Below are 23737 nucleotides of genomic sequence, written 5' to 3'. Positions count from 1 at the left end.
ATAAATTGACTATTGAAACCACTCAGCTTGAACCTTTAAGCTAAACAATAAAGGGGAGTAATTTTCATAGTTTTCTTTATTTTCGATACACTGAATATTTTTCGGATACATCTTTTTCCACGGGTCATTTATCAACCACAGGGTATCATCCATTACTGCGACTCCTTCAATTGAAGCATTATGCATTTTTTCAAAACCTGTGCAGTTTTCACTTCCATTTTTTAACTCAGCGTAGAATGTAAGTGGTAATATACGTGTTTCTTTTGCTCCACTTAGGTCTATTACCCATAACTTTCCATCATTACGGGCTGCTGCAATCAAAAACTCCTGCCCTGCTGGTGTTTGGTAAAAATCCATGCCATTTATGGGATGTCTGCCCTCTGAAAAATTAGGTAACCTTAAAGGTAAGTCAGAAACTTCTGCAAAATCCTCAGTGCCCCAGAAACCTTCCCCCATTTTCAAAGAAAAAATACGTGCTTTTGATTGTTTATCTTTCTCTATGCCCAAATACAAAGTGCGATTACTACCAAAAGTTAAGGCCTCAACACCATCGTTAGGAAAGTCCCCAACTTGCATCTCTTCGGCAAATTTGATGGGGCGAACATGAGTCATCAGGACTGAGCTATTAGTTTGCTGCTCTAAGCGTATTAATAACCTGGGGTAATGTGTAGAGCCTGTATTAGCATATTTTTGCTGACACTTACCTGGCATAGGCTCAGCGCCACTAGCATCTTCTGTCACTAAGTAAAATACTTTGTCGTCGTCAGGGTCTATTGCCAAGGCTTCTAAATCTGGATTACCGCTGATGTAAGTTGCAAAACAACTATTGGCTAGGCTTGGAGACAATGAAATGAGTAAATCTGGACCATTCAATTGAGCTTTATTAGCTGATATTTTTCGAAGTTGTAAACGTTGTGAAGGTATCGCACTACGGTCACTCACAGTTAACAAGCCACCTTGCCAAGCCTTTAAACCTGATGGCTGCGGGTCCTTCATTATAGTGCCGTCGTGCTCCATTACCCAATAACCGTATACATCAATATTGTCAGTGATAGACGGTTTGCTGCACCCTAGCATCCAAAAACAGCTAGTTATGGCTAATAATGTTGAGGTAAGTTTCATATTCGTTCCGTACAAATTAAATAAGTGATGCAATGAAAAATCGCTCTCATGCTTCCAAGCACTCGAATATTACCCAAAGCAATGTAAAATAAAACCAAATAATACCGCTTTATTTTTTTCTAATACACTTTGTTAAAAGACTGGGTAAGTAAAAATCCCAAAGAGTAATGTGTAATATTAGGTATAATATCAGTGGATTTTTTTAAGTTACTACATATCGTCTGATTAAATTTTTCATTAAGGTCCACATGCCCACAAAAGAACTAAAGATTGGCTTATTCTATGGCTCCACAACGTGCTACACCGAAATGGCTGCTGAAAAAATTCAAACTCAATTACACGAATTGTCAGATCGCTGTCAGGTTGAATTATTTGATGTTAAAGACACCAACTTAAAAAAATCGGAGGAATATAACCTATTGATATTCGGAATATCAACCTGGGACTTTGGCGAATTACAAGAAGATTGGGAGTCTAGCTGGCAAGATATTAAAGACTTGAATCTAGCAGGTAAAACAGTCGCTTTATATGGTTTAGGAGATCAACTTGGTTACGCTGACTGGTTTCAAGATGCGCTAGGTATGCTGCACGATGAGTTAGCGGTTTTGCACTGCGAATTTGTTGGTTATTGGCCAAATGAAGGCTATGAGTTTACCCATTCAAAAGCACTAGTGGCAGAAAATAGTTTCTTCGTTGGTTTAAGTTTAGACGATGAGAATCAATATGATTTAACTGAGCAACGAATAAAAGAGTGGAGTACCCAAGTATTAGCCGAGCTTGATGCCATTTAAAATGTCAGACAGAGCCTCGCGAATTCATCAGCCATATTATCGAAATGGCCCATCGCATAGAGACGGCGCAGATGTAAGTTTCCAAGACATAGTCAAAATCTTTGGTTTTAGAACAGTCACAATTGGCAAGTGGGTCACCAAAACAGAACAACAAATAGCTGCTAATTTATTTTTTGATGCATTGTGTGACTTAATGGAAATATTAGAAGTCTCAGAAACAGTTATCTCCCTTAATAGCAGTCTATCTTTAGCATTTGGAAGTGGTGGTAGAAAACACAGTAGTGCTCACTATGACTCACAAACTAAAACCTTAGCATTGGCAAAAAATGCCGGAGGAGGAGCCTTAGCCCATGAGTGGTTTCATGCATTTGACCATTACATTTGCAATAAATTATTTATTAACACTCAACATCATCATTTTGCATCACAGTGTTGGTTAAAAGATAACCATCAAAAGCAACATGCTTTAAATCTTAAACTCAGCAAAGTTTTTGAGTCAATTTTTTTAACTAACAGTAAAAGCCAACCAAGTGACTATGTAAATCGTTGCGCATTGGCTGACAAAACACTGCAAATTTACTACTACGCCCAACCTCAGGAGCTTAGTGCCCGTGCCTTTGAGGCCTGTATCCAAGATCACTTTAGAAAAAATGCGTTTCTGGTGCAAGGTACCAAACAAAGCCCTGAGGCTAAGTTAGGGATCTACCCAGTAGATGAACATAGAGCAACAATTTCAAAAAACCTACTGGATTATTTTCGTCATTTGGGGCACGCTATAGGGAAGTGAAAAACACTAACCCACAGAGTACTCTGATTATTGTTCAACAATGCTTAGGATCTCTAAAGATGAACTGTCTTTATTAAGTCAGTATTCGTATTAACCCAATTGGCGATTTATACCGATGAAAAGAAAAAAGCACGGCAGCGCAGACGACGAAGCTGCAATTGATATGACTCCCATGTTGGACATAGTGTTCATCATGCTTATCTTCTTTATTGTGACCACCTCTTTCGTAAAAGAGAAAGGCTTAGAAGTTAGTCGCCCTAAAGACTCTAATACACCACCACCACCAACTAACGTAAAATCTTTATCTATTCGTGTAGAAGAAGATGGAACAATAGTTGTGAACGGTCGTCAGGTTGATATTCGTCGAGTAGAAGCGAATATTCAAAGCTTCTTGGCTGAAAACAATCAAGATGCTGCAGCTGTTCAAGCTCACCCTAAAGCAAAACACGGTGACGTAACTGAAGTAATTAACGAAGTTAAGAAAGCTGGTATTGCAAACGTTTCTGTATTGGTTGGCAAATAAGTTAGAGCTTACCATTGCCATAATTGAAAAAGCCGTGTTTCAGTGAAGCACGGCTTTTTTATTATCCTAAATAAAGTAAGTGTTAAGCTAAAGACTTCAAAGGTTATTCAAGGTCAAGAGATTCAGGAGACAGGATCACTCCTGTTTGGTCGGCATAAAGATGATCTTCTGGCAAAAAGGTTACCCCACCAAAATTAACTGCAACATCAACCTCACCTAATTCTTGATCGTCAGCACCAACAGGAATTGAAGCAATTGCATGAATGCCAATATTTATATCTTCCAGTTCATCAACTTCACGGACACTGCCGTAACACACTATCCCTTCCCAACCATTATCAAATGCGAGTTGAGCTGAAGTAGCATCAATTAAGGCACGGCGCATAGAGCCCCCACCATCAATTAACAAAACCTTTCCTACGCCAGGCATTTCTAAGGTTTTATCAATCAAACCTTTATCTTCGAAACATTTAATTGTAGTTATTTCACCACCATAAGAAGGTCTACCACCAAAAGATATAAACATGGGCTCAACCACGTCAACGCTGTCCGCAAAAATATCGCATAAAGTAGATGTGTTGTAGTCCATATTAATTCCAAGTCTGCTAGGTTTACCCCGAGTATACTGCTAGAGAAATTCAAATCTAGTGTATTTACATCAATATTCTAGGAATACTCAAATTCACTGTAATAAAGCTTTAGCAAAACTGTCATATACGATTCATAGGTGATTTATAAGATAAGCTTAGTTTTGTAAGAGTGAGAGCTATGCCTATGAAATCTTTATTACAAAGTGACAAAGCCTTGTTTCATTGGTTATTTAACTTAACGGCTAATCGGGATTGTCGCTGGATCAAGTGGCTTTCTAAAACCGGAGATGGACAACTCTATTTAATTATAGGTTTGTTATTATGGTACTTAGAGCCTGAACATGGGGATCTTTTTTTATATACCGCTCTACTTGCCTATGCTTTTGAAGTGCCATTATATATTTTTTTAAAAAAAAGTTTACGTCGTCAACGACCTTGTAATCAACAAACCGATATTGCTGCACATATCGTCCCCTCTGATAAATTTAGTTTACCTTCAGGGCATACAGCTGCAGCCTTTCTTATGGCTTCTCTGCTAGCCAGCTTTTATCCAATAATCGCTATTCCAGTTTATACATGGGCCTGCTGCATCGGATGCTCTAGGGTTTTGTTAGGTGTGCATTACCCTGGAGACATTTTAGCGGGAGCTGCTCTTGGAATGGGTATATCAATGCTTAGTTTGTCGCTTTTCTAAGGTAGGGTGTTATGAAAATTCTTTTTGGCGTGCAAGGTACGGGAAATGGTCATATCAGCCGCGCAAGAATAATGGCAAAGGCATTTGCAAAAAGAGCTGATGTGGATGTAGATTTTGTATTCTCTGGTAGAGATCCAGATAAATACTTTGATATGGAAGTGTTTGGGCAATACCAAAGCTTACAAGGTTTATCTTTCGCAACCCAAAATGGCGCAGTGAATCATTGGGACACCATTAAATCAGCGAAAATTAGACAATTTTTTCATGACATTAAACATTTTGACGTGACAAGTTATGACCTTGTTCTAAATGACTTTGAGCCCGTAACAGCTTGGGCTGCTAAAAAACAAAAGGTGCCTTCTATTTCAATCAGTCACCAGGCAGCTTTCGCTCACCCAATTCCCAAACAAGAGGCCGATATTGTTGACAATTTAATTACTCGTTATTTTGCTCCCACCGACATACAGCTTGGAGTACATTGGTACCATTATGGTTACCCTATTCTTCCTCCCTTTATTGATCCAGAATTTCATAGTGAAAGGCAAGATAAAAGCATACTTGTATATCTTCCTTTTGAAGATGTTTCAGCAATACAAGAAACACTTAGTTCATTTGCTGAGCATGACTTTATTAGTTTTCATCCATCTATCAAATATGCCCACAAACATGAGAACATATGCTGGCACCCTACAGCCATAGCACCTTTTCATAGGGTGCTTAGCAAATGTAATGGCGTAATCGCCAATGCTGGGTTTGAATTAGCTAGTGAGTGCTTACAATTTAATAAACGCATGTTATTAAAGCCTCTCAATGGTCAGTATGAACAGGTTTCTAACGCGCATACCTTATCTGAATTAGGGCTTTGCCAATTTATGCGCGCTTTAGATTTAGATGCCATTGAGCAATGGTTGCAAAGTGATACACCGGACACTATTCGATTTTCAGCCAACCCAGATACACTAATAGACTGGATTCTGAATAAGCAATGGTCTGATACCGAAAGTTTATGTTCGGCTTTGTGGCGTCAAGTGAAGTTTCCTGAATCAGTACTAAATCAACTACGTCAAATTCCCCATTAAATTTTAGACTTAGTTATTTCTTATTGCATAAAATGCCAAATCATCTCACTCTACCTCTTGTTTTTTGGCTAGGTAATGACATTATTGCCAGCTATTTATTTTGCGGTGGTAGTTATGCTGAAAAATTTAAAAGTTGCATCACAACTCATACTACTTTCATGCCTACTAGGTATGTCGGCTTGTGGTCAAAAGCGAGCGCTTTATCTTCCTGAAGAACCTAAAAGCAATAAAGCAGAAACAACAACTACAGATGCCACCGAATCCCCTGCTACAGGAACCAATTGATATGGATTACTTTGCATATAAAAACCAAGAACTCTACGCTGAAAATGTCTCGTTGACTGCCGTAGCTGAAGAATTTAAAACACCATGTTATGTCTATTCAAAAGCTACAATAGAGCGTCATTGGCATGCTTTCAATAAAGCAGCTGGTGAACAGCCTCATCTAATTTGTTATGCGGTTAAAGCCAATTCTAATCTAGCTGTGTTAAATGTAATGGCAAAACTAGGCTCTGGTTTCGACATAGTGTCAGGAGGAGAATTATTACGAGTACTTAAGGCGGGTGGCGACCCCGGCAAAGTAGTATTTTCTGGGGTAGGTAAAACAGAAGCAGAGATAGCCCTTGGACTAGAACATAACATCAAGTGTTTCAACGTTGAATCTCGCAGCGAATTAGCCAGAATTAATGAAGTGGCCGAACAACATGGTAAACACGCACCTATTTCAATTAGGGTAAACCCAGATGTTGATGCCAACACTCATCCTTATATTTCTACAGGGCTAAAAGCCAACAAATTTGGAGTAGCCCGTCAAAATGCAGTTGAAATATATCAATACGCCAAGAGCCTGCCATTTTTGAATGTAATTGGTATTGATTGCCATATTGGCTCTCAATTAACTGAGCTATCACCTTTTGTTGATGCGTTAGATATTTTATTAGCCTTGATTGACGAGTTAGCAGAACACGGCATTCATCTGAAACATTTAGATGTTGGTGGTGGATTAGGGGTCACTTACAATAACGAAAAAGCTCCTCACCCTGATGAGTACACCCAAGCAATTGCGGAGCGCATGCAAGGGCGTGAAGACTTATTACTTATTTTTGAACCTGGCCGCGCCATCATGGCAAACGCCGGCGTGTTATTGACAAAAGTTGAGTTTTTAAAAGCAGGTGATGAGAAAAATTTTGCAATTGTAGATGCAGCTATGAACGACTTAATCCGTCCTTCATTATATTCAGCATGGCAAAATATTATTCCTCTTAAAACAGATTTAGACCGAGCAGTGGCCACCTATGATGTAGTAGGGCCCATTTGTGAAACAGGTGACTTTTTAGGAAAAGAACGAGAGCTTGCAATTGCCCCCAATGACTATCTTGCAGTAAGAAGCGCGGGCGCTTACGGCTTTGTGATGGCTTCAAACTATAATAGCCGTGGTCGTGCAGCCGAAATTCTAATTGATGATGCAGAGGCTCACTTAATAAGAGACAGAGAAACTATCGAGAGCTTATTTGAGAGTGAACACATACCAACCTAGTTTATTGGTAAACTTGTTTATTACAAAATTATGTTAAAACAGAAAGTTATTTAGATTATTTTTGCTGATGTTAGCTAAAGACATGGTCAGTCTTTATTTGAAATGATATAACTGTGAGCAACGAATCTAACGACCTGCTTAAAGCGGTTAGATAACAATTTTAGCTAAGTAATTACAATGCAAATCCAGTTTTCAAAGATGCATGGTCTGGGCAATGATTTTATGGTCATTGATAACGTCACCCAGAATGTTTTCTTTTCAAAAGAGAAAATACAACAGCTCTCAGATAGAAATTTTGGAGTAGGATTCGATCAACTATTGTTGGTCGAGCCTCCCTATGACCCTGAGCAAGATTTTCATTATAGAATATTCAACGCTGACGGGTCCGAAGTATCACAATGTGGTAATGGCGCTCGATGTTTCGCACGATTTGTCAAAATGAGAGGTTTGATCAATCGTAATAAAATCGTAGTGAGTACCAAAGCAGGGCGTATGGTTTTATATCTTGAAAAAGATGGCCAAGTCACGGTCAATATGGGAGTTCCAAAATTTGAACCTCATATGGTACCAATAAAAGCTAAGAAGCAAGAAAAAATCTATGTGTTGCGGGCAGAAGGCCATACTTTCTTCTGTGGTGCCGTATCTATGGGTAATCCTCATTGTGTATTACTGGTTGATGACGTACAAAAAGCAGATGTTGAAGGAATGGGACCTTTACTTGAGCAACATGAAAGATTTACTGAAGGCGCAAATGTCGGCTTTATGCAAATCATCAACCCTAACCATGTCAAGTTAAGGGTTTATGAGCGTGGAGCAGGTGAAACCCTAGCCTGCGGAAGTGGTGCGTGCGCCGCAGTGGCTATTGGACAAATACACAACAAATTAAGTAAAGATGTTAGAGTAGATTTACCTGGTGGAAGTTTAAAAATACGTTGGCAAGGCAAAGATAATGTCTTAAAAATGACGGGAACAGCTGAACATGTATTTGATGGACATATAAACATATGAGTGAGAGTTTGGAACAATATAAAAACAATACTGACATAAACTCTAATTTTGAGGAGCCAGCCACTTTATCCCATGAGTCAGTAGCCACTTACTTACTTGAAAACCCTGATTTTTTTGCACTGTATCCTCATTTAATTGAAAAAATAAATATTCCGCATTCCCTTAAAGGAAGCGTTTCTCTAGTTGAGTTGCAAAGTGAGCAGTTGCGTAAAAAAGTCAGGACATTAAATCATAAACTAAACCAATTGATTTCTATCGCCAAACAAAATGAAGCGATATATCGAGTCTATGCTGACTTAAACCTGCGTATCTTAAAATGTAAAGATTTAGATGAAATAAAATTTACCCTAGAAGAAGTTATCCAAGAGAACCTCGAATTATCAGCTGTCACTATTAAGCCATTCAAAGGCCCCCACGCACTTCCTGAAATTCAACGTAGATTATTTATTGAAAAGCGTTTTCAACGTAATCAATTTTTCTTTGGCCGCTTAAGTGAGCACGAGCGTAAATTGTTGTTCAACGATCAAGAAGCCAACTCAGTGGCATTATTACTGATTGGTGAAACTGGAGAGCTAGGAATCTTAGCAATTGGTAGCAGAGATGCTAGTCACTTTAATCCAGATATGGACACCTTGCTAATCACTCAGTTACAACAGTTTTTAGGCGTGTTATTGCCTAAAATGCTTACCTACTAACAGCGCGCGTCATTATGTTAGCGCCAAGTTTGCAGTCTTGGTTAGACAAATATCTGTTTTATCTAAAGTATGAAAAGCACCTTGCAGGTAAGTCTATTGATAGCTACCAAAGGCAGCTTAATGCCGCTTTTGAGGACTTAAATATTGATAACTGGACATTATTTGACACTCATAATGTGCGGCATATTTTAAATCAAGCCAGAAGAAAAGACCTTAACCCCCGCTCAATCGCATTACGGTTATCAGCAATCAGAGGGTTTTGTGCTTTTTTGATTCAACAAAATGTCCTAACTCAAAATCCTGCCACTTCGATTAGCGCTCCTAAGCAAGGTAAACCTTTACCTAAGCAACTAAACGTTGATGAAATGCATCAATTACTCGATATCAAAAATGACGACATACTGGCAGTCAGAGATAAGGCAATAATGGAGCTCATGTACAGTTGTGGTTTACGATTAGCAGAATTAGCATCTCTGAACTTGCAAAGTATAGAAGCCAACTGCCAACTACGAGTATTAGGCAAAGGCAGCAAAGAGCGCCTACTCCCAATAGGTAAAGTGGCAATGTTAGCAATCTCAGAGTGGTTAAAATTACGACCTGAATTTGCCGATGAGGCTGAACCAGCATTATTTCTAAGTAAACGAAAAAATAGGATCAGCACTCGCCAAATTGCTAAGCGAATGAAACTATGGGCAGCAAATCAAGATTTAAAACAATCTGTCAATCCCCATAAATTAAGGCATAGCTTTGCAACTCATATATTAGAATCAAGCTCTGACCTAAGAGGTGTTCAAGAGCTTTTAGGCCATGCTAACCTTGCAACGACTCAAGTTTATACTCATTTAAATTTTCAGCATTTAGCAACTGTCTATGACAACGCCCACCCTAGAGCTAAAAAGAATAAATAATGCGCCGTCATACACTTATAGAAGAACCATTAATCACGAATGATTTTTTATAAAAAACTAAAAAAAGTTAAGGCTATTACCTTTGACTTAGATGACACCTTATACAACAACTACCCCATTATCGTGAAAGCAAATCACGCTCTCTTTGCATGGCTAGAAAAACACTATCCTGAGACTAAAAACACAGATGAATACTTTTGGAAAACCCATCAATTAAATGTCTTAAGAAGCAAACCAATGTTAAAACATGACATGGGACAATTGCGCTACTCAACCATGCATTCTGGTTTTATACACTTAGGGCTATTACCAGAGGCGGCTAAAGAAGCTGCTCAGCATAGTTTTGATTATTTTTATTTTCAGAGGAGTAACTTTTCATTATCCAAAAATATTCATTCTTTATTAGCAGCCCTGTCTGCAAAGCTTCCTCTTGTAGCTATCACTAATGGTAATGTTAACCTCGAACAAATTGGCATAGCGCCTTATTTTTCAAAAACGCTGAAAGCGTCTTTAACCTTACCCATGAAGCCTAATAGCGCTATGTTCGAAGCCTCAAAGCAATTTTTAAAACTGCCAGAGAGTAATATCTTGCATGTGGGAGATGACTTACATAAAGACATATGGGGCGCATTAAAATCTGGCTATCAAACCGCTTGGTATGCAGAAAATAGAACAATGGCGTTGGTGAATGAACACGTAACAACTATACCTCATGTACAACTTGATAAGCTTGAAGAGCTACTTTTACTTATATAAATAGGATAGTTAACACTGAGTTCAACCTATAAAATATTTAGTCTTCAAGTATATTTTGATTCATGGTTTCACAGGGACTTTGACAGGTTGGTTTACCGACTATTTTAGCAGGAATACCTGCAACGGTAACATGTGCTGGCACATCATTTAATACCACACTACCCGCTCCAACTTTAGCGCCTTTACCAATAGTAATGTTACCCAAGATTTTTGCACCGGCACCAATCATAACCCCTTCTTTAATTTTAGGGTGGCGGTCTCCTGCTTCATTACCTGTGCCCCCTAGAGTAACCGATTGCATGACAGATACATTATTTTCAATTACCGCGGTTTCTCCTACAACAATCCCAGTGGCATGATCAAACATCACTCCTTGGCCAATACGTGCTGCGGGGTGAATATCTACTGAGAACACTTCAGAATTACGACTCTGTATAAACAGCGCTAAGTCATGCCTATCAGCTAACCACAATTGATGAGCTAATCTGTGCACTTGAATAGCGTGAAACCCCTTGAAATTCAACAATACAGTTAAATAAGAATGCACTGCTGGGTCGCGGTTATACACAGCTTCAACATCACCAACAACTGCCTCAACTATCTCAGGGTGCAATAAATAACTCTGCTCAAACATTTCTCGTAATGATAAAGATCCCATTACGTCATCCGCTAGCTTTGTGGATAAAATAAAACTCAATGCGGTTTCGAAATTATGATGGGCTAAAATACATTTGTGCACATAACTCGCCAATAACGGCTCTTTGGTCACCAAAGTTTGCGCTTCAGATTTTAAACGCTGCCAAAACTCTATCGTCATTTGCTATTCCTCGACTAGGGGTGTACTCATATTCACTAGAACCATTTATACATTCAATAATTTCAGTAATTTCCATTTTACCAACTTAACATTAAAATAACGATAAACGTTGTTTGTAGAACACTACTCAATACAATTGGGGCAAATTTACAATTTTATAGTCTAGTGTAATTAAATACAGTATTACTGATATACTAGTCACATAATTTTTTTGACGACATGTAGTGTAATGGACGTATCTCGACTTCTAGACCAATTAAACGATAAACAAAGGGATGCTGTAGCAGCTCCCGCATCTGACATGCTAATTTTAGCAGGTGCCGGTAGTGGTAAGACTCGTGTTTTAGTGCACCGTATTGCATGGTTAATGGAAGTTGAAAATATTGCACCTTATGGGATTTTAGCAGTAACCTTTACCAATAAAGCCGCCAAAGAAATGCGTGGCAGAGTAGAGCAGCTGCAAGGGTCTGCTCTCAACTCAATGTGGATTGGAACCTTTCATGGTATAGCCCACAGATTACTTCGCACCCATTATGCCGATGTGAATTTACCCGAAAATTTCACTATTTTAGACTCAGATGATCAATATAGATTAGTAAGACGTGTACTTAAAAGTTTAAACCTAGATGAAAAACATTGGGCACCTAAGCATGTGCAGTGGTATATCAATGGCAATAAAGATGAAGGTTTACGCCCACAACATATTGAGACAAATGGTGATGCTACTCAACAGAAAATGCGTGAAATTTACCAAACCTATCAGCAAACATGTGACCGCGCAGGTTTAGTAGACTTTGCTGAATTATTACTTAGAGCTCACGAGTTATGGTTAAACAACCCGCACATTTTACAACATTATCAAAAACGCTTTAGAGCGATACTGGTAGACGAGTTTCAAGACACCAACAATATTCAATATGCATGGTTACGATTACTAGCAGCACCCACTAACAATATGATTATTGTGGGAGATGATGACCAATCTATATATGGCTGGCGCGGCGCCAACGTTGAGAACATTCAACACTTTTTAAGAGACTTTAAGGGCGCAAGCACTATTCGCCTGGAGCAAAACTATCGCTCTACAGGCAATATATTAAAAGCTGCAAATGCAGTGATTGATAATAACAGCGGCCGTCTTGGTAAAGAATTATGGACCGAGGATAGTCAAGGAGAATTAATATCCTTGTATGCGGGTTTCAATGAACTTGATGAAGCGCGCTTTAACGTTTCACGAATAAAAGAGTGGAGTGACAACGGCAACGCCTTAACTGATTGTGCTATCCTTTATCGAAGTAACGCACAATCTCGGGTATTAGAAGAAGCTCTACTTCAAGAATTAATTCCGTATCGAATTTACGGTGGGTTACGATTCTTTGAACGACAAGAAATTCGTGATGCACTGAGTTATCTTCGTATTATCAATCAAACTATTGATGATGCGGCCTACGAAAGAATTGTAAACACACCTACTCGAGGTTTAGGAGATAAAACCTTATCCCAAGTAAGAGAGCTAGCACGAGATTCTGAATTATCTATGTGGGATGCCAGTGCCAAAATGTTAGCTGAAAAAAGGCTTAATGGCCGAGCCTCAAATGCTCTCGACGCCTTTATGAAACTCATTAAGGAGTTAAGACAAGATATTATTGAATTGCCTTTAGAGCAACAAGCCGACTATGTGATAAAACACTCTGGCCTGTACGCCATGTATAAAGCAGAGAAAGGCGAAAAAGCCCAAGCAAGAATCGAAAACTTAGAAGAACTGGTCACAGCATGTAAACAATTTGTAGTACCAGAAGAAGCTGACAATATGACCCCACTTTCAGCCTTCTTGGCACACGCTTCTTTAGAAGCTGGCGACACCCAAGCCGATAGCCATCAAGACGCAGTACAAATGATGACAATCCATACAGCTAAAGGTTTAGAGTTCCCTTTAGTGTTTATGGTTGGTGTAGAAGAAGGCATGTTTCCAAGCCAAATGAGTAATGAAGAGCCAGGCAAGATAGAAGAAGAACGCCGGCTTTGTTACGTGGGCATGACCCGGGCTATGCAAAAACTGTATATCACCTACGCTGAAAACAGACGAGTATACGGGCAAGACAAATACCACACTCCATCACGGTTTATTAAAGAAATACCATCAGAACACATAGAAGAAGTAAGACTACGCACGACTATCTCTCGTCCTGTACATAATCGATTTACCCCAGCAACAGGGCATACCTCATTTGAATCATCTGCCTTTCAATTAGGAGAAAGAGTTTGCCACCCCAAGTTTGCTGAAGGTACAGTGCTCAATTACGAAGGCTCTGGAGAGCATGCTCGTATTCAAGTCAACTTTGATGACTTTGGTAGTAAATGGCTTGTCATGTCTTTCGCTAAGTTAGCTAAGGTTTAAAAGAATCAATGCAACATAAAGTATTAATAGTCGAAAACAACCAAACAAGTATGCTTGTAATGCAACGTCTTATTTCTGATGCTAATTTGCAACCCGTTTGCACCACTAGCTTAGTCGAGGCAAAACATGTTTTCTGTAGTTCTACACCTGAAGAATATTTATGCGCTGTAGTCGACTTTAATCTAGCGGATGCGCCTAACGGAGAAGCAATTGATTTTACAATTGATTCTTTCTTACCCACGATTGTTGTTACTGAAAACCTAGATGAAACCACAAGAAGTATTATTCTTGAAAAGAATATTGTGGATTATATTCCCAAAGAAAACGCTCAAGTGTATGAATACTTAACTCGTTTATTAAGTCGCTTAGACAAAAATAAAAAAATAGCGGTATTAGTCGCAAATCAATCTAGAAATAGCAGAAATGCTATGACAGCCCTACTTAAACGTCATAACTTCATTACTTTTGAAGCCGTAAACTCAGAACAGAGTATCCAGGCTTTGCGCCACAATTCAAATATTCGCTTAGTGATTATTGACGAAAATTTGTCTGACTCGTCTGCAATACAGCTTATTTCAGAGTTACGTCTCACCCATTCTAAAGAAGACTTAGGGATCATTGGCATTACTGCTGATACAACTAGTGGTCTGTCGGCACGCTTTATTAAAAGCGGTGCCACGGATTACCTACATAAATCCTATTCCCACGAGGAGTTCTTTTGTAGGGTGATGCAAAATATAGAAAGACTAGAGAACATTGAAACCATTAGACGAGTAGCCAATTCAGATTATTTAACTGGATTACCTAACCGCCGTTATTTTTTTACACGAGTTGAAGCGTTACAAAAAATTAACCCTAAATTAGAAAGCTTAGCGATTGTTGATGTGGATCATTTCAAAAACATAAACGATACATATGGCCATGATTGTGGAGATTATACCCTCAAAGAAATAGCCAAATTAGTTGCAGACTACTTTTCTGACTACACTGCAGCCAGATTTGGTGGAGAAGAGTTTTGTGTATATTTTACCAATATCCCTAAAGATGAAGTATCAGAAATAATTGAAAAATTTCGTCTTGCTATGAGCAATAAAAAATTGACGTTTGAAAAACAAACCTTGTCTTGTACTGTGAGTATTGGTCTTACCCACAGTAATAGCGCTGGTATAAAGGGAATGATACGTAAAGCTGATGAACTTTTATATACAGCCAAAAACAGTGGCCGCAACAAAGTAGTATCAGATTAAACTTTGGGAGCTTGTTTATATACTCTGAGTAGATCATACACATAAATAATCAAAGCGGCCCAAACACAAATAAAAGTAAAAATTTTGGTACTATCAATAGGTTCTCCATAAACCCCCACGGCCAAAACAAACATTATGCTCGGACCTATATATTGAAAGAAACCTAAAGTGGTATAACGAATACGTCTGGCTGCTGCTGTAAAACATAATAGTGGCACAGTAGTGATCACTCCAGCCAATACAAGAAGGCTGTTTAACTCAATATCATTGGTTATTAAGTTACTATGTTCCGGCTGAACTACTATCCAATAAGCGACAGCAAACGGAAACATAAAAAGACTTTCAATAAATAAACCAGGCATTGATTCAACAGCAACTTTCTTGCGTAATAAGCCATAACAGCTAAAAGTTCCAGCTAAAACCAAAGACACCCAAGGAAGTTCCCCATATGCAACCAAAACGTTCACTACTCCAATAAACACAACTGCAACAGCCACACCTTGTAATCGGGTCAGTTTCTCTCCTAAAAAGACCCTCGCTAGTGCCACATTTATAAGTGGATTAATGAAGTAACCAAGACTAGATTCTAACAAACGGTCATTATTAATAGCCCAAATAAACACCAACCAATTAACGGCTAACAACAACCCGCTAACTAGCAATGTTTTTAAAATTTTAGGGGCTAGGATAGCGACAATGACTTGGCCAAGTTTTCTTCTAGCCAATAACAGAATAAATAATACAGGCACAGACCAAAACACCCTATGCATCATAATCTCTGGAGCCGCCATTTCATTCAAGGCTTTAAAATACATGGGCGCCAAGCCCCACATCACATAAGCTGCAATAGCGAATAGCACACCAGATTTAACAGGTTTTTGGTTCAAAAATACGTACCGAATAAAAAACAGGATAATTTAGTGGCGCAGTGTGAGTTATGCCAAAAGGAATTGCAATCAAGGGTGAATGAATATTTATTATTCTTTGAACATATGGGGCAAACTTAACTAACCTCTAAAATTCTTCTGACGCCGAATAACAATTTCTGCCATTTTGTTTAGCTTTAAATAAATGTTTGTCTGCACAATTAAGAAGATCTATTGGGTTCTTGATGATTCCTTTATTATGTTTAGGAACATAAGCCGTAATGCCAACACTTATAGTCACCATGGGAAAATGAGCATCTTTAGCAGCGTTGATATTTCTATTTCTAATTTTAGAAATTAAACTATCAGCGACTTGAATTGCACCTTCTAAATCTGTAAATGGTAACAATAGTACAAACTCCTCGCCCCCGTACCTAGCCGCAAAGTCTCTTTCCCGTCTTTTACTTTTAGCAATAATCGACGCCACAGTTTTTAAACATTTGTCACCTTCCAAATGGCCAAACTCGTCATTAAATAATTTAAAGTTATCAATATCAATCAGCAAGATAGCGACTGAATGGTTACCACGAACAGCGGCATACCATTCTTTATTTAGCATAGTGTCTAACTGCATTCTATTGGCTAACCCCGTTAAGCCATCCGTGCAGGATACTTGAGCTAATCTTTTCTGCTGAGCCACCATATTCATATGGTTTTTAATCCTGAAGAGTATCGTTTTTGGACGGGCATTTAGGTCTATATAATCAATTGCACCTATGCTTAAACATGCTTCCTCTTCATCAGCCGTTGCATTTTGAGTAAGTAAAACTATTGGGATATGTGATGTTAAACGATTGTCTTTCACGAATGTACATAACTCTTGACCGTTAATCATTGGCGCGTCCACTTTGCTCAACACTAAATCTATATCTTTTAACAAGATACTTTGTAGCGCAGCTTTTCCATCATGAGCAACCTCAATATTAAACAATTGAGCGAACAGGGACGTAAGTGTTGATATATTCACAACATCATCATCAACAATCAGCAATGTAAGATTTTGTTGAAAAACTGTCATAACTTCCCTGAAATTTAATCTACAAGCTACCTGCCACGATTGACTGATAATAAATTAACTAAATGCTCTTCTGCATATTGTCTAAATATTTGGCAACAATAAAGTATTTTCTTTTTAAAAAAGAGATGAGGTCTTCTTTCAACCGCCCGCCTGTCTGGTAACTTTCCACCACAAATATATTATTATGTTATTTTTCAGAGTCTTAGATAACACAAGTCACTGTACTAGTTGCGATATGCAAACCTGATTAATTATGTAAGTTCATTTTGCAGACAGCGACTTTATTTCCTTTACGTATTACTTCAGCTGATGCAATAAACCTTGGGCGCAAGTAATCTCCCCCCATATCCAAAGTGCTACCATTAGGTAACTGTTGGTAATACTGTGTGATCTCGACTTCAGTTTGTAAATCATCCCATTGAAGGATAATTTCTACTCTATCTCCCCCAACATGCTCAACCTTAAACTCTACTAATTGATTGAACGGCATTTCAATATTTAAGAAACTGATAACTGAGGCCGCAATGATTCTGTTGTCATGTATATTTATACCGCGCTCATAAACTCAAAGTGCTTTTTTAAGTGATAGCAAGTGAACACTCAGTTAAAAACACGTAAACTTACTAGATAAATTATTCCCATTGAGAAATCTTTGTCTGAGCAAGCACCTAATCACTCTCCATCATCAGCTAATCCCTTATCCAAAGCGAGAGAGATTTTAAAAAATACTTTTGGATATGACCAATTTAGAGACGGTCAATCTGAAGTCATCTCTAGCGTGCTAGATAAACAAGACTGCTTAGTTTTAATGCCTACTGGCGGTGGAAAATCCCTTTGCTATCAAATACCTGCATTATTACTGCCGGGACTAACCATAGTAGTATCCCCCCTTATCTCATTGATGAAAGACCAAGTTGACGGACTATTAACCTACGGAGTCAATGCCGCATACATTAACTCTAACCTCTCATACGAGGACATTTTCAAGATATATAAAGGGATGCAGGACAACCAATACAAGTTAATTTATGTAGCACCAGAAAGATTAATGCAACTCGAGTTTATTGCACGCTTAAAAAGCTTATGTATCAGTTTAATTGCCGTAGACGAAGCTCACTGCGTATCCCATTGGGGCCATGATTTTCGGAAAGACTACCGGCTACTCGGGCAACTTAAAAACCACTTTCCTGACGTACCGATCATGGGTTTGACAGCAACAGCAGACCTTGCAACACGTGCCGATATCAGCTTACAACTTAACTTAAAGGCCCCTTTTATTTTTAAAGGCAGTTTCGATCGCCCTAATATTCGCTATAACCAAGTCACAAAATATAAAGCAACTGACCAAGTCATTAGCTTTGTAAAGCAGCAAGAAGGCAGCGGTATAATTTATTGTAATAGTCGCAGCAAAGTAGACGACTTGGCTATGGCTCTTGCACGTAAGGGTATTAACAGCGCAGGTTATCATGCGGGTCTAGAACCCAATATTCGAGATATTATACAAAGAGATTTCATTCAAGATAAAATCGATATCATAGTCGCTACCGTTGCATTCGGAATGGGTATAGATAAATCTAATGTGCGGTTTGTATTGCATTTTGATTTACCAAGAAGCATTGAATCTTACTATCAAGAAATCGGCAGAGCTGGTCGAGATGGAATGCCTGCTGAAGCTCTATTATTATTTGATGAAAAAGACACAAGTCGAATTAAACAATGGATATCCAGTGGTGAAAACCCAGAACGTAATGCTATCGAATTACAAAAATTTGCAGCAATGGAAGCCTTTGGAGAAGCCCAAACTTGTCGTAGACAAGTATTGCTCAACTACTTTGCAGAATATTCAGCGGGGCATTGTGGTAACTGCGATATTTGCTTAGATCCACCTAAAGCGTTTGAGGGGACAGTTGAAGCACAAAAGGTCCTATCGTGTATCCTTAGACTAAAACAAAGCGTTGCTAGCCAATATTTAATTGATGTTTTGCGGGGCAAACAATTAAAAAAAATAATTGAACAACAACATAATGAACTGAGTACTTTTGCTATAGGTAAAGATAAATCTGATGCCTACTGGCACAATATTATAAACCAATTGATACATAGGGGATTTATTAGGGTCGACATAACGCAGAATGCAGTGCTGAAATTAACTGAAGAAGCCAGACCCATTCTTCAAAAGTCTCAAGATGTACAATTAGCCGTGCCTAGGCTTGATATGAACTTTGGCAACCAAAAGTCTTGGCAAACTCCCGACTACGATAGAGCCTTATTCGCCAAGCTCAAACATTTACGTAAGAAAATCGCAGAGCAAGACGACGTGCCTCCCTTTGTGGTGTTCAGTGATGCCAGTTTAGCTGACATGGCTAATAAATGCCCAGAGTCTGAAGTCGAGTTTTTAGATATCCATGGCGTAGGGCAAACAAAATTAAGCCGCTATGGTGAGCGATTCATTTCTACTATTTCGGCACATCTTAATAAGTAAATGGTCTACATACTTACGCCTCTCAAGGTTTACTTTTGAGCTGCTTTTAACGCATACTATTCGCCCGTAATTCAACTGAAAAAACAATGCCTGTAAAAGCAGTTCCTAAGAAAAATTCGGACGATAAAGTCGAAAAATTAAAAGTCCCTCCTCACTCAATCGAAGCAGAGCAGTCGGTTTTGGGAAGTATGCTTATTGCCCCTGATTCTTGGGATAAAGTTGCTGAGTCCGTAGTAGTTGAAGATTTTTACAACCGCTCTCATCAGATCATTTATGCTGCCATCATACGCCTGCTTACAAAAAATCAGCCAATAGATCTGATTACTGTTTCTGAAAACCTTGAAGAATTAGACGAGCTGGAAGATGCTGGTGGTTTTGCCTATTTAGGGGAGTTAGCAAAAAATACGCCTAGCTCAGCTAACGTTTCAGCTTACGCCAGTATTATTAAAGAGCGGGCTGTTACTCGAGAATTAATAGGCGTAGCACATGAAATTGCCGACACCGGTTATAACCCAGAAGGCCGAAACTCAGGCGAAATTCTGGATATGGCCGAAAGTAAAGTATTTGAAATTGCAGAAAAAAGAACAGGTAAAGACGAAGGCCCAAAAAATGTAGAAGCAGTATTAACCAAAACTATTGACCGATTAGAAGTACTAGTTAAAAGTAATAAAGAAGTAACGGGCGTCTCCACTGGATATACAGATTTAGATAAAAAAACCAGTGGCTTACAGCCATCTGATTTAATTATAGTGGCAGCTAGGCCTTCAATGGGTAAAACAACATTCGCCATGAATCTGTGTGAAAATGCCATGTTATTGGAAGAGAAGCCCGTTTTAGTATTTAGTCTTGAGATGCCCTCTGAACAAATCATGATGCGGATGTTAGCGTCACTAAGCCGTGTAGATCAAACCAAAGTCCGTACCGCACAATTAGATGACGAAGACTGGGCTCGCATGTCTAACACCATGGCAATGTTAAAAGACAAAGATAATCTATTTATTGATGATTCGTCTGGCCTGACGCCTATGGAAGTTCGTACCCGCGCTAGAAAACTTGCTCGTGACAAAGGCGGGATTAGTTTAATCATGATTGATTACCTACAACTCATGCAAGTACCAGGCTTAAGCGATAACCGTACCTTAGAGATAGCTGAAATATCACGCTCACTCAAATCACTAGCGAAAGAGTTAGAAGTACCTGTGGTGGCACTTTCACAGTTAAACCGTAGCTTGGAGCAACGAAGTGACAAACGCCCAATCAACTCTGACTTGAGGGAATCAGGTTCAATAGAGCAAGACGCAGATTTGATCATGTTTATCTATCGGGATGAAGTTTATAACGAGCAAAGTACCGAACAAGGAATAGCAGAAATAATTATTGGAAAACAACGTAACGGACCAATTGGAACCTCTCGCCTTACTTTCCAAGGACAGTTTTCAAGATTTGATAATTATGCAGGCCCAGCTTTAGATGACGAGTATTAATTAAAGCCTATAAAATAGTCATAGCTTATCTAACGACTAAATTTAAGATAAAAAAAAGAGATGCAATTGCATCTCTTTTTTTATTTAAAAGCTTAAATTACTTTTGTAATTTAACACGCTCACTTGCAGATACAATTGCAATGATACGACGGTTCTTTTTGTTAGCTTCTGCTGTATTTGCAGTATCTAACAATTGAGTTTCACCGTAACCCTGAGTCGTCAATCTATCAGCATCAACACCGTATTGTTCTACTAACAATGTACGGATTGCATCGGCACGCTTCTGAGAAAGGTACATATTATAATCAGCTGCGCCTGGAGCAGATGAATGTCCTTCGATAAGCGCATCAGCTGAAGGGTAACGATTCATGAAGTCCACGAAATCTTGGAACTGAGAATCATTAGGGTTAGTTACTACAGAACTGTTATTTGCAAACAATACTTTGATATTAGAAGATACTTCTTCTTCGATAAATACACCACAACCCGTTGCATCAACCACGTCTGTGCTTGGAGTGTTAGCACATTCGTCAAGATCGTCAGCAACACCATCGCCATCTGTATCAGTTACTACTACTGATGCAGGCGCAACATCTGCAACTAGTGCACAACCATACGCGTCAACTGTGGTACCGTAAGCTGTGTTAGGGCAGTTATCTTGACCATCAGCAACACCATCACTGTCAGTATCAGTACTTGCGCTAGAAGTCGCAGAGCCACCAAAGGTATATGCTAGGCCAAGTTTAAAACCAACATGAGTTTCATTACTATCATCTAAACCTTGATAAGCAGCTACTTCAGTTATAACAGCAACATCATCATTCACATGCCAATGTTTACCAAGACCAACGTTTACCATAGAACCGCCATCTACGATTTTAGTGTATTTTAAACCACCAAAAACATATAAAAGGTCTTCTGGTAGAAAATACAATGCATCAACACCAACACGGTTACCTGACTCATCAGCAGGTGAGGCGTCAATGTTTAAATGAGAAACTTCAAGCCTAGTAGCCCATTCTGGCGCAAATCTATAACCAAACTCAGCACCAATTCCAGTACCGTTATCTAAAAAATTTGGAGCTCCTGATTCACTTTCATCTGTTAAATAATATTCAGCGAATCCAGCAACCCATTTGTCGTTGGCTTTATCTTCTGCTTGAACCGCAGTACTTATAGCAGCAGCTACTACACTGGCAATCAATAATTTTTTCATTTCAACTATTCCTATGTATCTCAATTTATAACAATGGGCGCGATCATATATATGATTAAAATGAAAGCAACCGCTTTATTGTTTATTTACATTTTTTTACCTGAAACTGTCGCAATTAAGTGACGGTTTCCAGCTAAATTACGATGTTCACCTAAAATAATGCCCTGCCATGTGCCTAAGGCTAATTGCCCGCCAGAAATAGGGATGGTTAAATTACTCCCTAACAAACTGGATTTTATATGGGCAGGCATATCATCCGCACCTTCATAGTCATGCATATAGTAGGCCATATTTTCAGGCGCCATTTTGTTGATATGGGTTTCCATATCTAATCTAACAGTTGGATCTGCATTTTCGTTGATAGTTATACTTGCGCTAGTATGTTGAATAAATAAATGTAGCAAGCCAACCTCAATTTCCAGGATAAAAGGTAGCTGTTTAATCACCTCGCTGGTAATCAGGTGATACCCTCGGGATTTCTTACTCAACACAATAGGTTGTTGCAGCCAAACAGACATGTATAAAAGCTTATTTGTTAAAACACATTTCTAAATATAATTTTCCCGATGGGTGGGAAAAAGGCATCACCATTTTTTTACCATCAACTTGGTGGTCTACACTGTGATTTTTTCCTGAAACCACGATAGGAGTCGCCATACCAAAATCAAACCCTTTTTGATCTAAGTCACTTTTAGCGCCGCCACAAATCATGTTAGTTATTTCACCCACCATATCTTTTACATCTGAGTCTATGCTTTCAGGCTTCTCGCCTAACATTTTTTCCATAATTTCAAATACTAAACTTTCTTCAAATGATATAGATAAAGAGCCCTGGATATTGTCTCCAACCATACCAATTAGGCCAGACACATCCCCACCGGCTTTCTCATCAGTTTTTTTACGCGGCTTGCCCGGCACCAGCTCAACTTGAGCCATAGTTTTTAATACATTCAGTAGCGCAGCTACAAAAGGGTTAATAAATTCAGCATTCATTTAGTTAGCTCTTTTATTCGAGGTTAAGTTAATCCCTACAATCGGAACAAGTACCGTGTGCCTCAATGGTTTGTTTTACGACATTAAAGCCTACACTTAATGCTTGTTTATCTAATGTATCTTTAAGGCCTGCAGACTGAATTTCAGTTACTTCACCACATGTATCACATATTAAAAACTGTACAGGATGAAGACAGTCAAAATGATGACAGGCAACAAAAGCATTAGTTGATTCAATTTTGTGGATCAGCCCAAACTCTAATAGAAAGTCCAAGGTACGATACACAGTTGCAGGCTTTGCATTTGATTCCGTTAATTTTAGCGTATCTAATAATTCATACGCCCCAACAGCCCCACCTTGCTCTAATAGCAGGCCATATACTTTTTCTCTTAGCAGGGTAAATCTTGCACCTTTATCTTCACAAAATTGCCGCGCCTTATATACTTGGTTATCTATACTTGCTTGGTCTGTGGTAGTCACATTACTTCCTTCAAAATGAACAGCCAAATACTATCATTAATTAATTATCGATTCCCCCTAATCGATAGTTTAACAACACAAATAAATATCACTAGTTGGAACATATTAGATACCATATTTATTAACAGACAAGCATCCACTGTAATAGGTATGATAATCTACCCCGAAAACCTCTTTTTAGAATA

The 23737-nt window shown here is 38.7% G+C and carries 25 protein-coding genes; 15 read left to right on the top strand and 10 right to left on the bottom strand.

Annotation, left to right across the window (positions count from 1 at the left end):
- Positions 1-9: 9 nt before the first annotated feature.
- A complete protein-coding gene (locus tag ABJE44_RS16040) occupies positions 10-1122 on the bottom strand; it encodes a hypothetical protein (RefSeq protein WP_348111048.1) in 1113 nt (370 codons plus the stop codon).
- 248 nt (positions 1123-1370) lie between these two features.
- Here ABJE44_RS16040 and fldB point away from each other — a divergent pair, with 248 nt between their 5' ends.
- The 3 genes from fldB (at position 1371) to ABJE44_RS16025 (ending at position 3223) form a co-directional block, all read left to right on the top strand.
- Entirely contained in the window at positions 1371-1913 is a 543-nt protein-coding gene (fldB, locus tag ABJE44_RS16035) for a flavodoxin FldB (RefSeq protein WP_348111047.1), read from the top strand.
- A 1-nt stretch (position 1914) separates the two neighbouring features.
- Positions 1915-2700, top strand: a complete 786-nt coding sequence (locus ABJE44_RS16030) for a CLCA_X family protein (RefSeq protein WP_348111091.1) — start codon at positions 1915-1917, stop codon at positions 2698-2700.
- Between the two features lie 115 nt (positions 2701-2815).
- Complete coding sequence (locus ABJE44_RS16025; protein ID WP_133469779.1) at positions 2816-3223, top strand: biopolymer transporter ExbD; 408 nt, start codon at positions 2816-2818, stop codon at positions 3221-3223.
- Positions 3224-3326: 103 nt separating this feature from the next.
- On the opposite strand, the gene rraA is transcribed toward ABJE44_RS16025, so the two are convergent.
- Positions 3327-3812 carry a ribonuclease E activity regulator RraA gene (gene rraA / locus ABJE44_RS16020; protein ID WP_348111046.1) on the bottom strand — a complete coding sequence of 162 codons (486 nt, stop codon included), beginning with the start codon at positions 3810-3812 and terminating at the stop codon, positions 3327-3329.
- Positions 3813-3997: 185 nt separating this feature from the next.
- On the opposite strand from rraA, the gene ABJE44_RS16015 reads away from it, so the two are divergent.
- From ABJE44_RS16015 to ABJE44_RS15980, 8 genes are all read left to right on the top strand, one after another.
- A complete protein-coding gene (locus ABJE44_RS16015; protein ID WP_348111045.1) occupies positions 3998-4507 on the top strand; it encodes a phosphatase PAP2 family protein in 510 nt (169 codons plus the stop codon).
- An 11-nt stretch (positions 4508-4518) separates the two neighbouring features.
- The gene (locus ABJE44_RS16010; protein ID WP_348111044.1) at positions 4519-5586 is read left to right on the top strand and encodes an MJ1255/VC2487 family glycosyltransferase; all 1068 of its coding nucleotides are present in this window, start codon (positions 4519-4521) and stop codon (positions 5584-5586) included.
- A gap of 75 nt (positions 5587-5661) precedes the next feature.
- Positions 5662-5871: a hypothetical protein gene (locus tag ABJE44_RS16005; RefSeq protein ID WP_348111043.1), complete on the top strand. Its 210-nt coding sequence runs from the start codon at positions 5662-5664 to the stop codon at positions 5869-5871.
- 1 nt (position 5872) lies between these two features.
- A complete protein-coding gene (gene lysA, locus ABJE44_RS16000; protein ID WP_348111042.1) occupies positions 5873-7123 on the top strand; it encodes a diaminopimelate decarboxylase in 1251 nt (416 codons plus the stop codon).
- A gap of 177 nt (positions 7124-7300) precedes the next feature.
- Positions 7301-8131, top strand: coding sequence for a diaminopimelate epimerase (dapF, locus tag ABJE44_RS15995; protein WP_348111041.1), 831 nt, complete (start codon positions 7301-7303; stop codon positions 8129-8131).
- Positions 8128-8826 carry a DUF484 family protein gene (locus tag ABJE44_RS15990; RefSeq protein WP_348111040.1) on the top strand — a complete coding sequence of 233 codons (699 nt, stop codon included), beginning with the start codon at positions 8128-8130 and terminating at the stop codon, positions 8824-8826. Before dapF ends, ABJE44_RS15990 begins: the two co-directional genes overlap by 4 nt.
- 14 nt (positions 8827-8840) lie before the next feature.
- Positions 8841-9734 (top strand): tyrosine recombinase XerC, encoded by an 894-nt coding sequence (locus tag ABJE44_RS15985; protein ID WP_348111039.1) that lies wholly within the window; start codon positions 8841-8843, stop codon positions 9732-9734.
- 39 nt (positions 9735-9773) lie between these two features.
- Positions 9774-10490, top strand: a complete 717-nt coding sequence (locus tag ABJE44_RS15980; RefSeq protein ID WP_348111038.1) for an HAD-IA family hydrolase — start codon at positions 9774-9776, stop codon at positions 10488-10490.
- 37 nt (positions 10491-10527) lie between these two features.
- Here the strand turns inward: ABJE44_RS15980 and cysE are convergent, their stop codons facing one another.
- Complete coding sequence (cysE, locus tag ABJE44_RS15975) at positions 10528-11307, bottom strand: serine O-acetyltransferase (protein WP_348111037.1); 780 nt, start codon at positions 11305-11307, stop codon at positions 10528-10530.
- A 229-nt stretch (positions 11308-11536) separates the two neighbouring features.
- Here cysE and uvrD point away from each other — a divergent pair, with 229 nt between their 5' ends.
- Both uvrD and ABJE44_RS15965 read left to right on the top strand, forming a co-directional pair.
- Positions 11537-13705 carry a DNA helicase II gene (uvrD, locus tag ABJE44_RS15970; protein WP_348111036.1) on the top strand — a complete coding sequence of 723 codons (2169 nt, stop codon included), beginning with the start codon at positions 11537-11539 and terminating at the stop codon, positions 13703-13705.
- 8 nt (positions 13706-13713) lie between these two features.
- Positions 13714-14952 (top strand): diguanylate cyclase, encoded by a 1239-nt coding sequence (locus ABJE44_RS15965; protein ID WP_348111035.1) that lies wholly within the window; start codon positions 13714-13716, stop codon positions 14950-14952.
- On the opposite strand, the gene rarD is transcribed toward ABJE44_RS15965, so the two are convergent.
- The 3 genes from rarD to ABJE44_RS15950 form a co-directional block, all read right to left on the bottom strand.
- Entirely contained in the window at positions 14949-15839 is an 891-nt protein-coding gene (gene rarD, locus ABJE44_RS15960; RefSeq protein ID WP_348111034.1) for an EamA family transporter RarD, read from the bottom strand. The genes ABJE44_RS15965 and rarD overlap by 4 nt on opposite strands.
- A 127-nt stretch (positions 15840-15966) precedes the next feature.
- Positions 15967-16896, bottom strand: coding sequence for a diguanylate cyclase (locus ABJE44_RS15955; protein ID WP_348111033.1), 930 nt, complete (start codon positions 16894-16896; stop codon positions 15967-15969).
- A 247-nt stretch (positions 16897-17143) separates the two neighbouring features.
- Positions 17144-17386: a hypothetical protein gene (locus ABJE44_RS15950; RefSeq protein ID WP_348111032.1), complete on the bottom strand. Its 243-nt coding sequence runs from the start codon at positions 17384-17386 to the stop codon at positions 17144-17146.
- A 225-nt stretch (positions 17387-17611) separates the two neighbouring features.
- Here ABJE44_RS15950 and recQ point away from each other — a divergent pair, with 225 nt between their 5' ends.
- Both recQ and dnaB read left to right on the top strand, forming a co-directional pair.
- Positions 17612-19378, top strand: coding sequence for a DNA helicase RecQ (gene recQ, locus ABJE44_RS15945; RefSeq protein WP_348111090.1), 1767 nt, complete (start codon positions 17612-17614; stop codon positions 19376-19378).
- Between the two features lie 86 nt (positions 19379-19464).
- A complete protein-coding gene (dnaB, locus tag ABJE44_RS15940) occupies positions 19465-20862 on the top strand; it encodes a replicative DNA helicase (protein ID WP_133469795.1) in 1398 nt (465 codons plus the stop codon).
- Positions 20863-20959: 97 nt separating this feature from the next.
- On the opposite strand, the gene ABJE44_RS15935 is transcribed toward dnaB, so the two are convergent.
- From ABJE44_RS15935 to ABJE44_RS15920, 4 genes are all read right to left on the bottom strand, one after another.
- Positions 20960-22078, bottom strand: coding sequence for an OmpA family protein (locus tag ABJE44_RS15935; RefSeq protein WP_348111031.1), 1119 nt, complete (start codon positions 22076-22078; stop codon positions 20960-20962).
- A gap of 86 nt (positions 22079-22164) precedes the next feature.
- The gene (locus tag ABJE44_RS15930) at positions 22165-22596 is read right to left on the bottom strand and encodes a secondary thiamine-phosphate synthase enzyme YjbQ (protein WP_348111030.1); all 432 of its coding nucleotides are present in this window, start codon (positions 22594-22596) and stop codon (positions 22165-22167) included.
- Positions 22597-22606: 10 nt separating this feature from the next.
- Entirely contained in the window at positions 22607-23071 is a 465-nt protein-coding gene (locus tag ABJE44_RS15925) for a chemotaxis protein CheX (RefSeq protein ID WP_348111029.1), read from the bottom strand.
- A gap of 28 nt (positions 23072-23099) precedes the next feature.
- Complete coding sequence (locus ABJE44_RS15920) at positions 23100-23552, bottom strand: transcriptional repressor (protein WP_348111028.1); 453 nt, start codon at positions 23550-23552, stop codon at positions 23100-23102.
- Between the last annotated feature and the right edge of the window lie 185 nt (positions 23553-23737).

Origin of the sequence: Paraglaciecola sp. (assembly GCF_039942875.1) — a bacterium.
Lineage (GTDB): Bacteria > Pseudomonadota > Gammaproteobacteria > Enterobacterales > Alteromonadaceae > Paraglaciecola.
The sequence above is the reverse complement of the archived record's forward strand: the minus strand, read 5'-3'. Positions and strand labels throughout refer to the sequence as shown.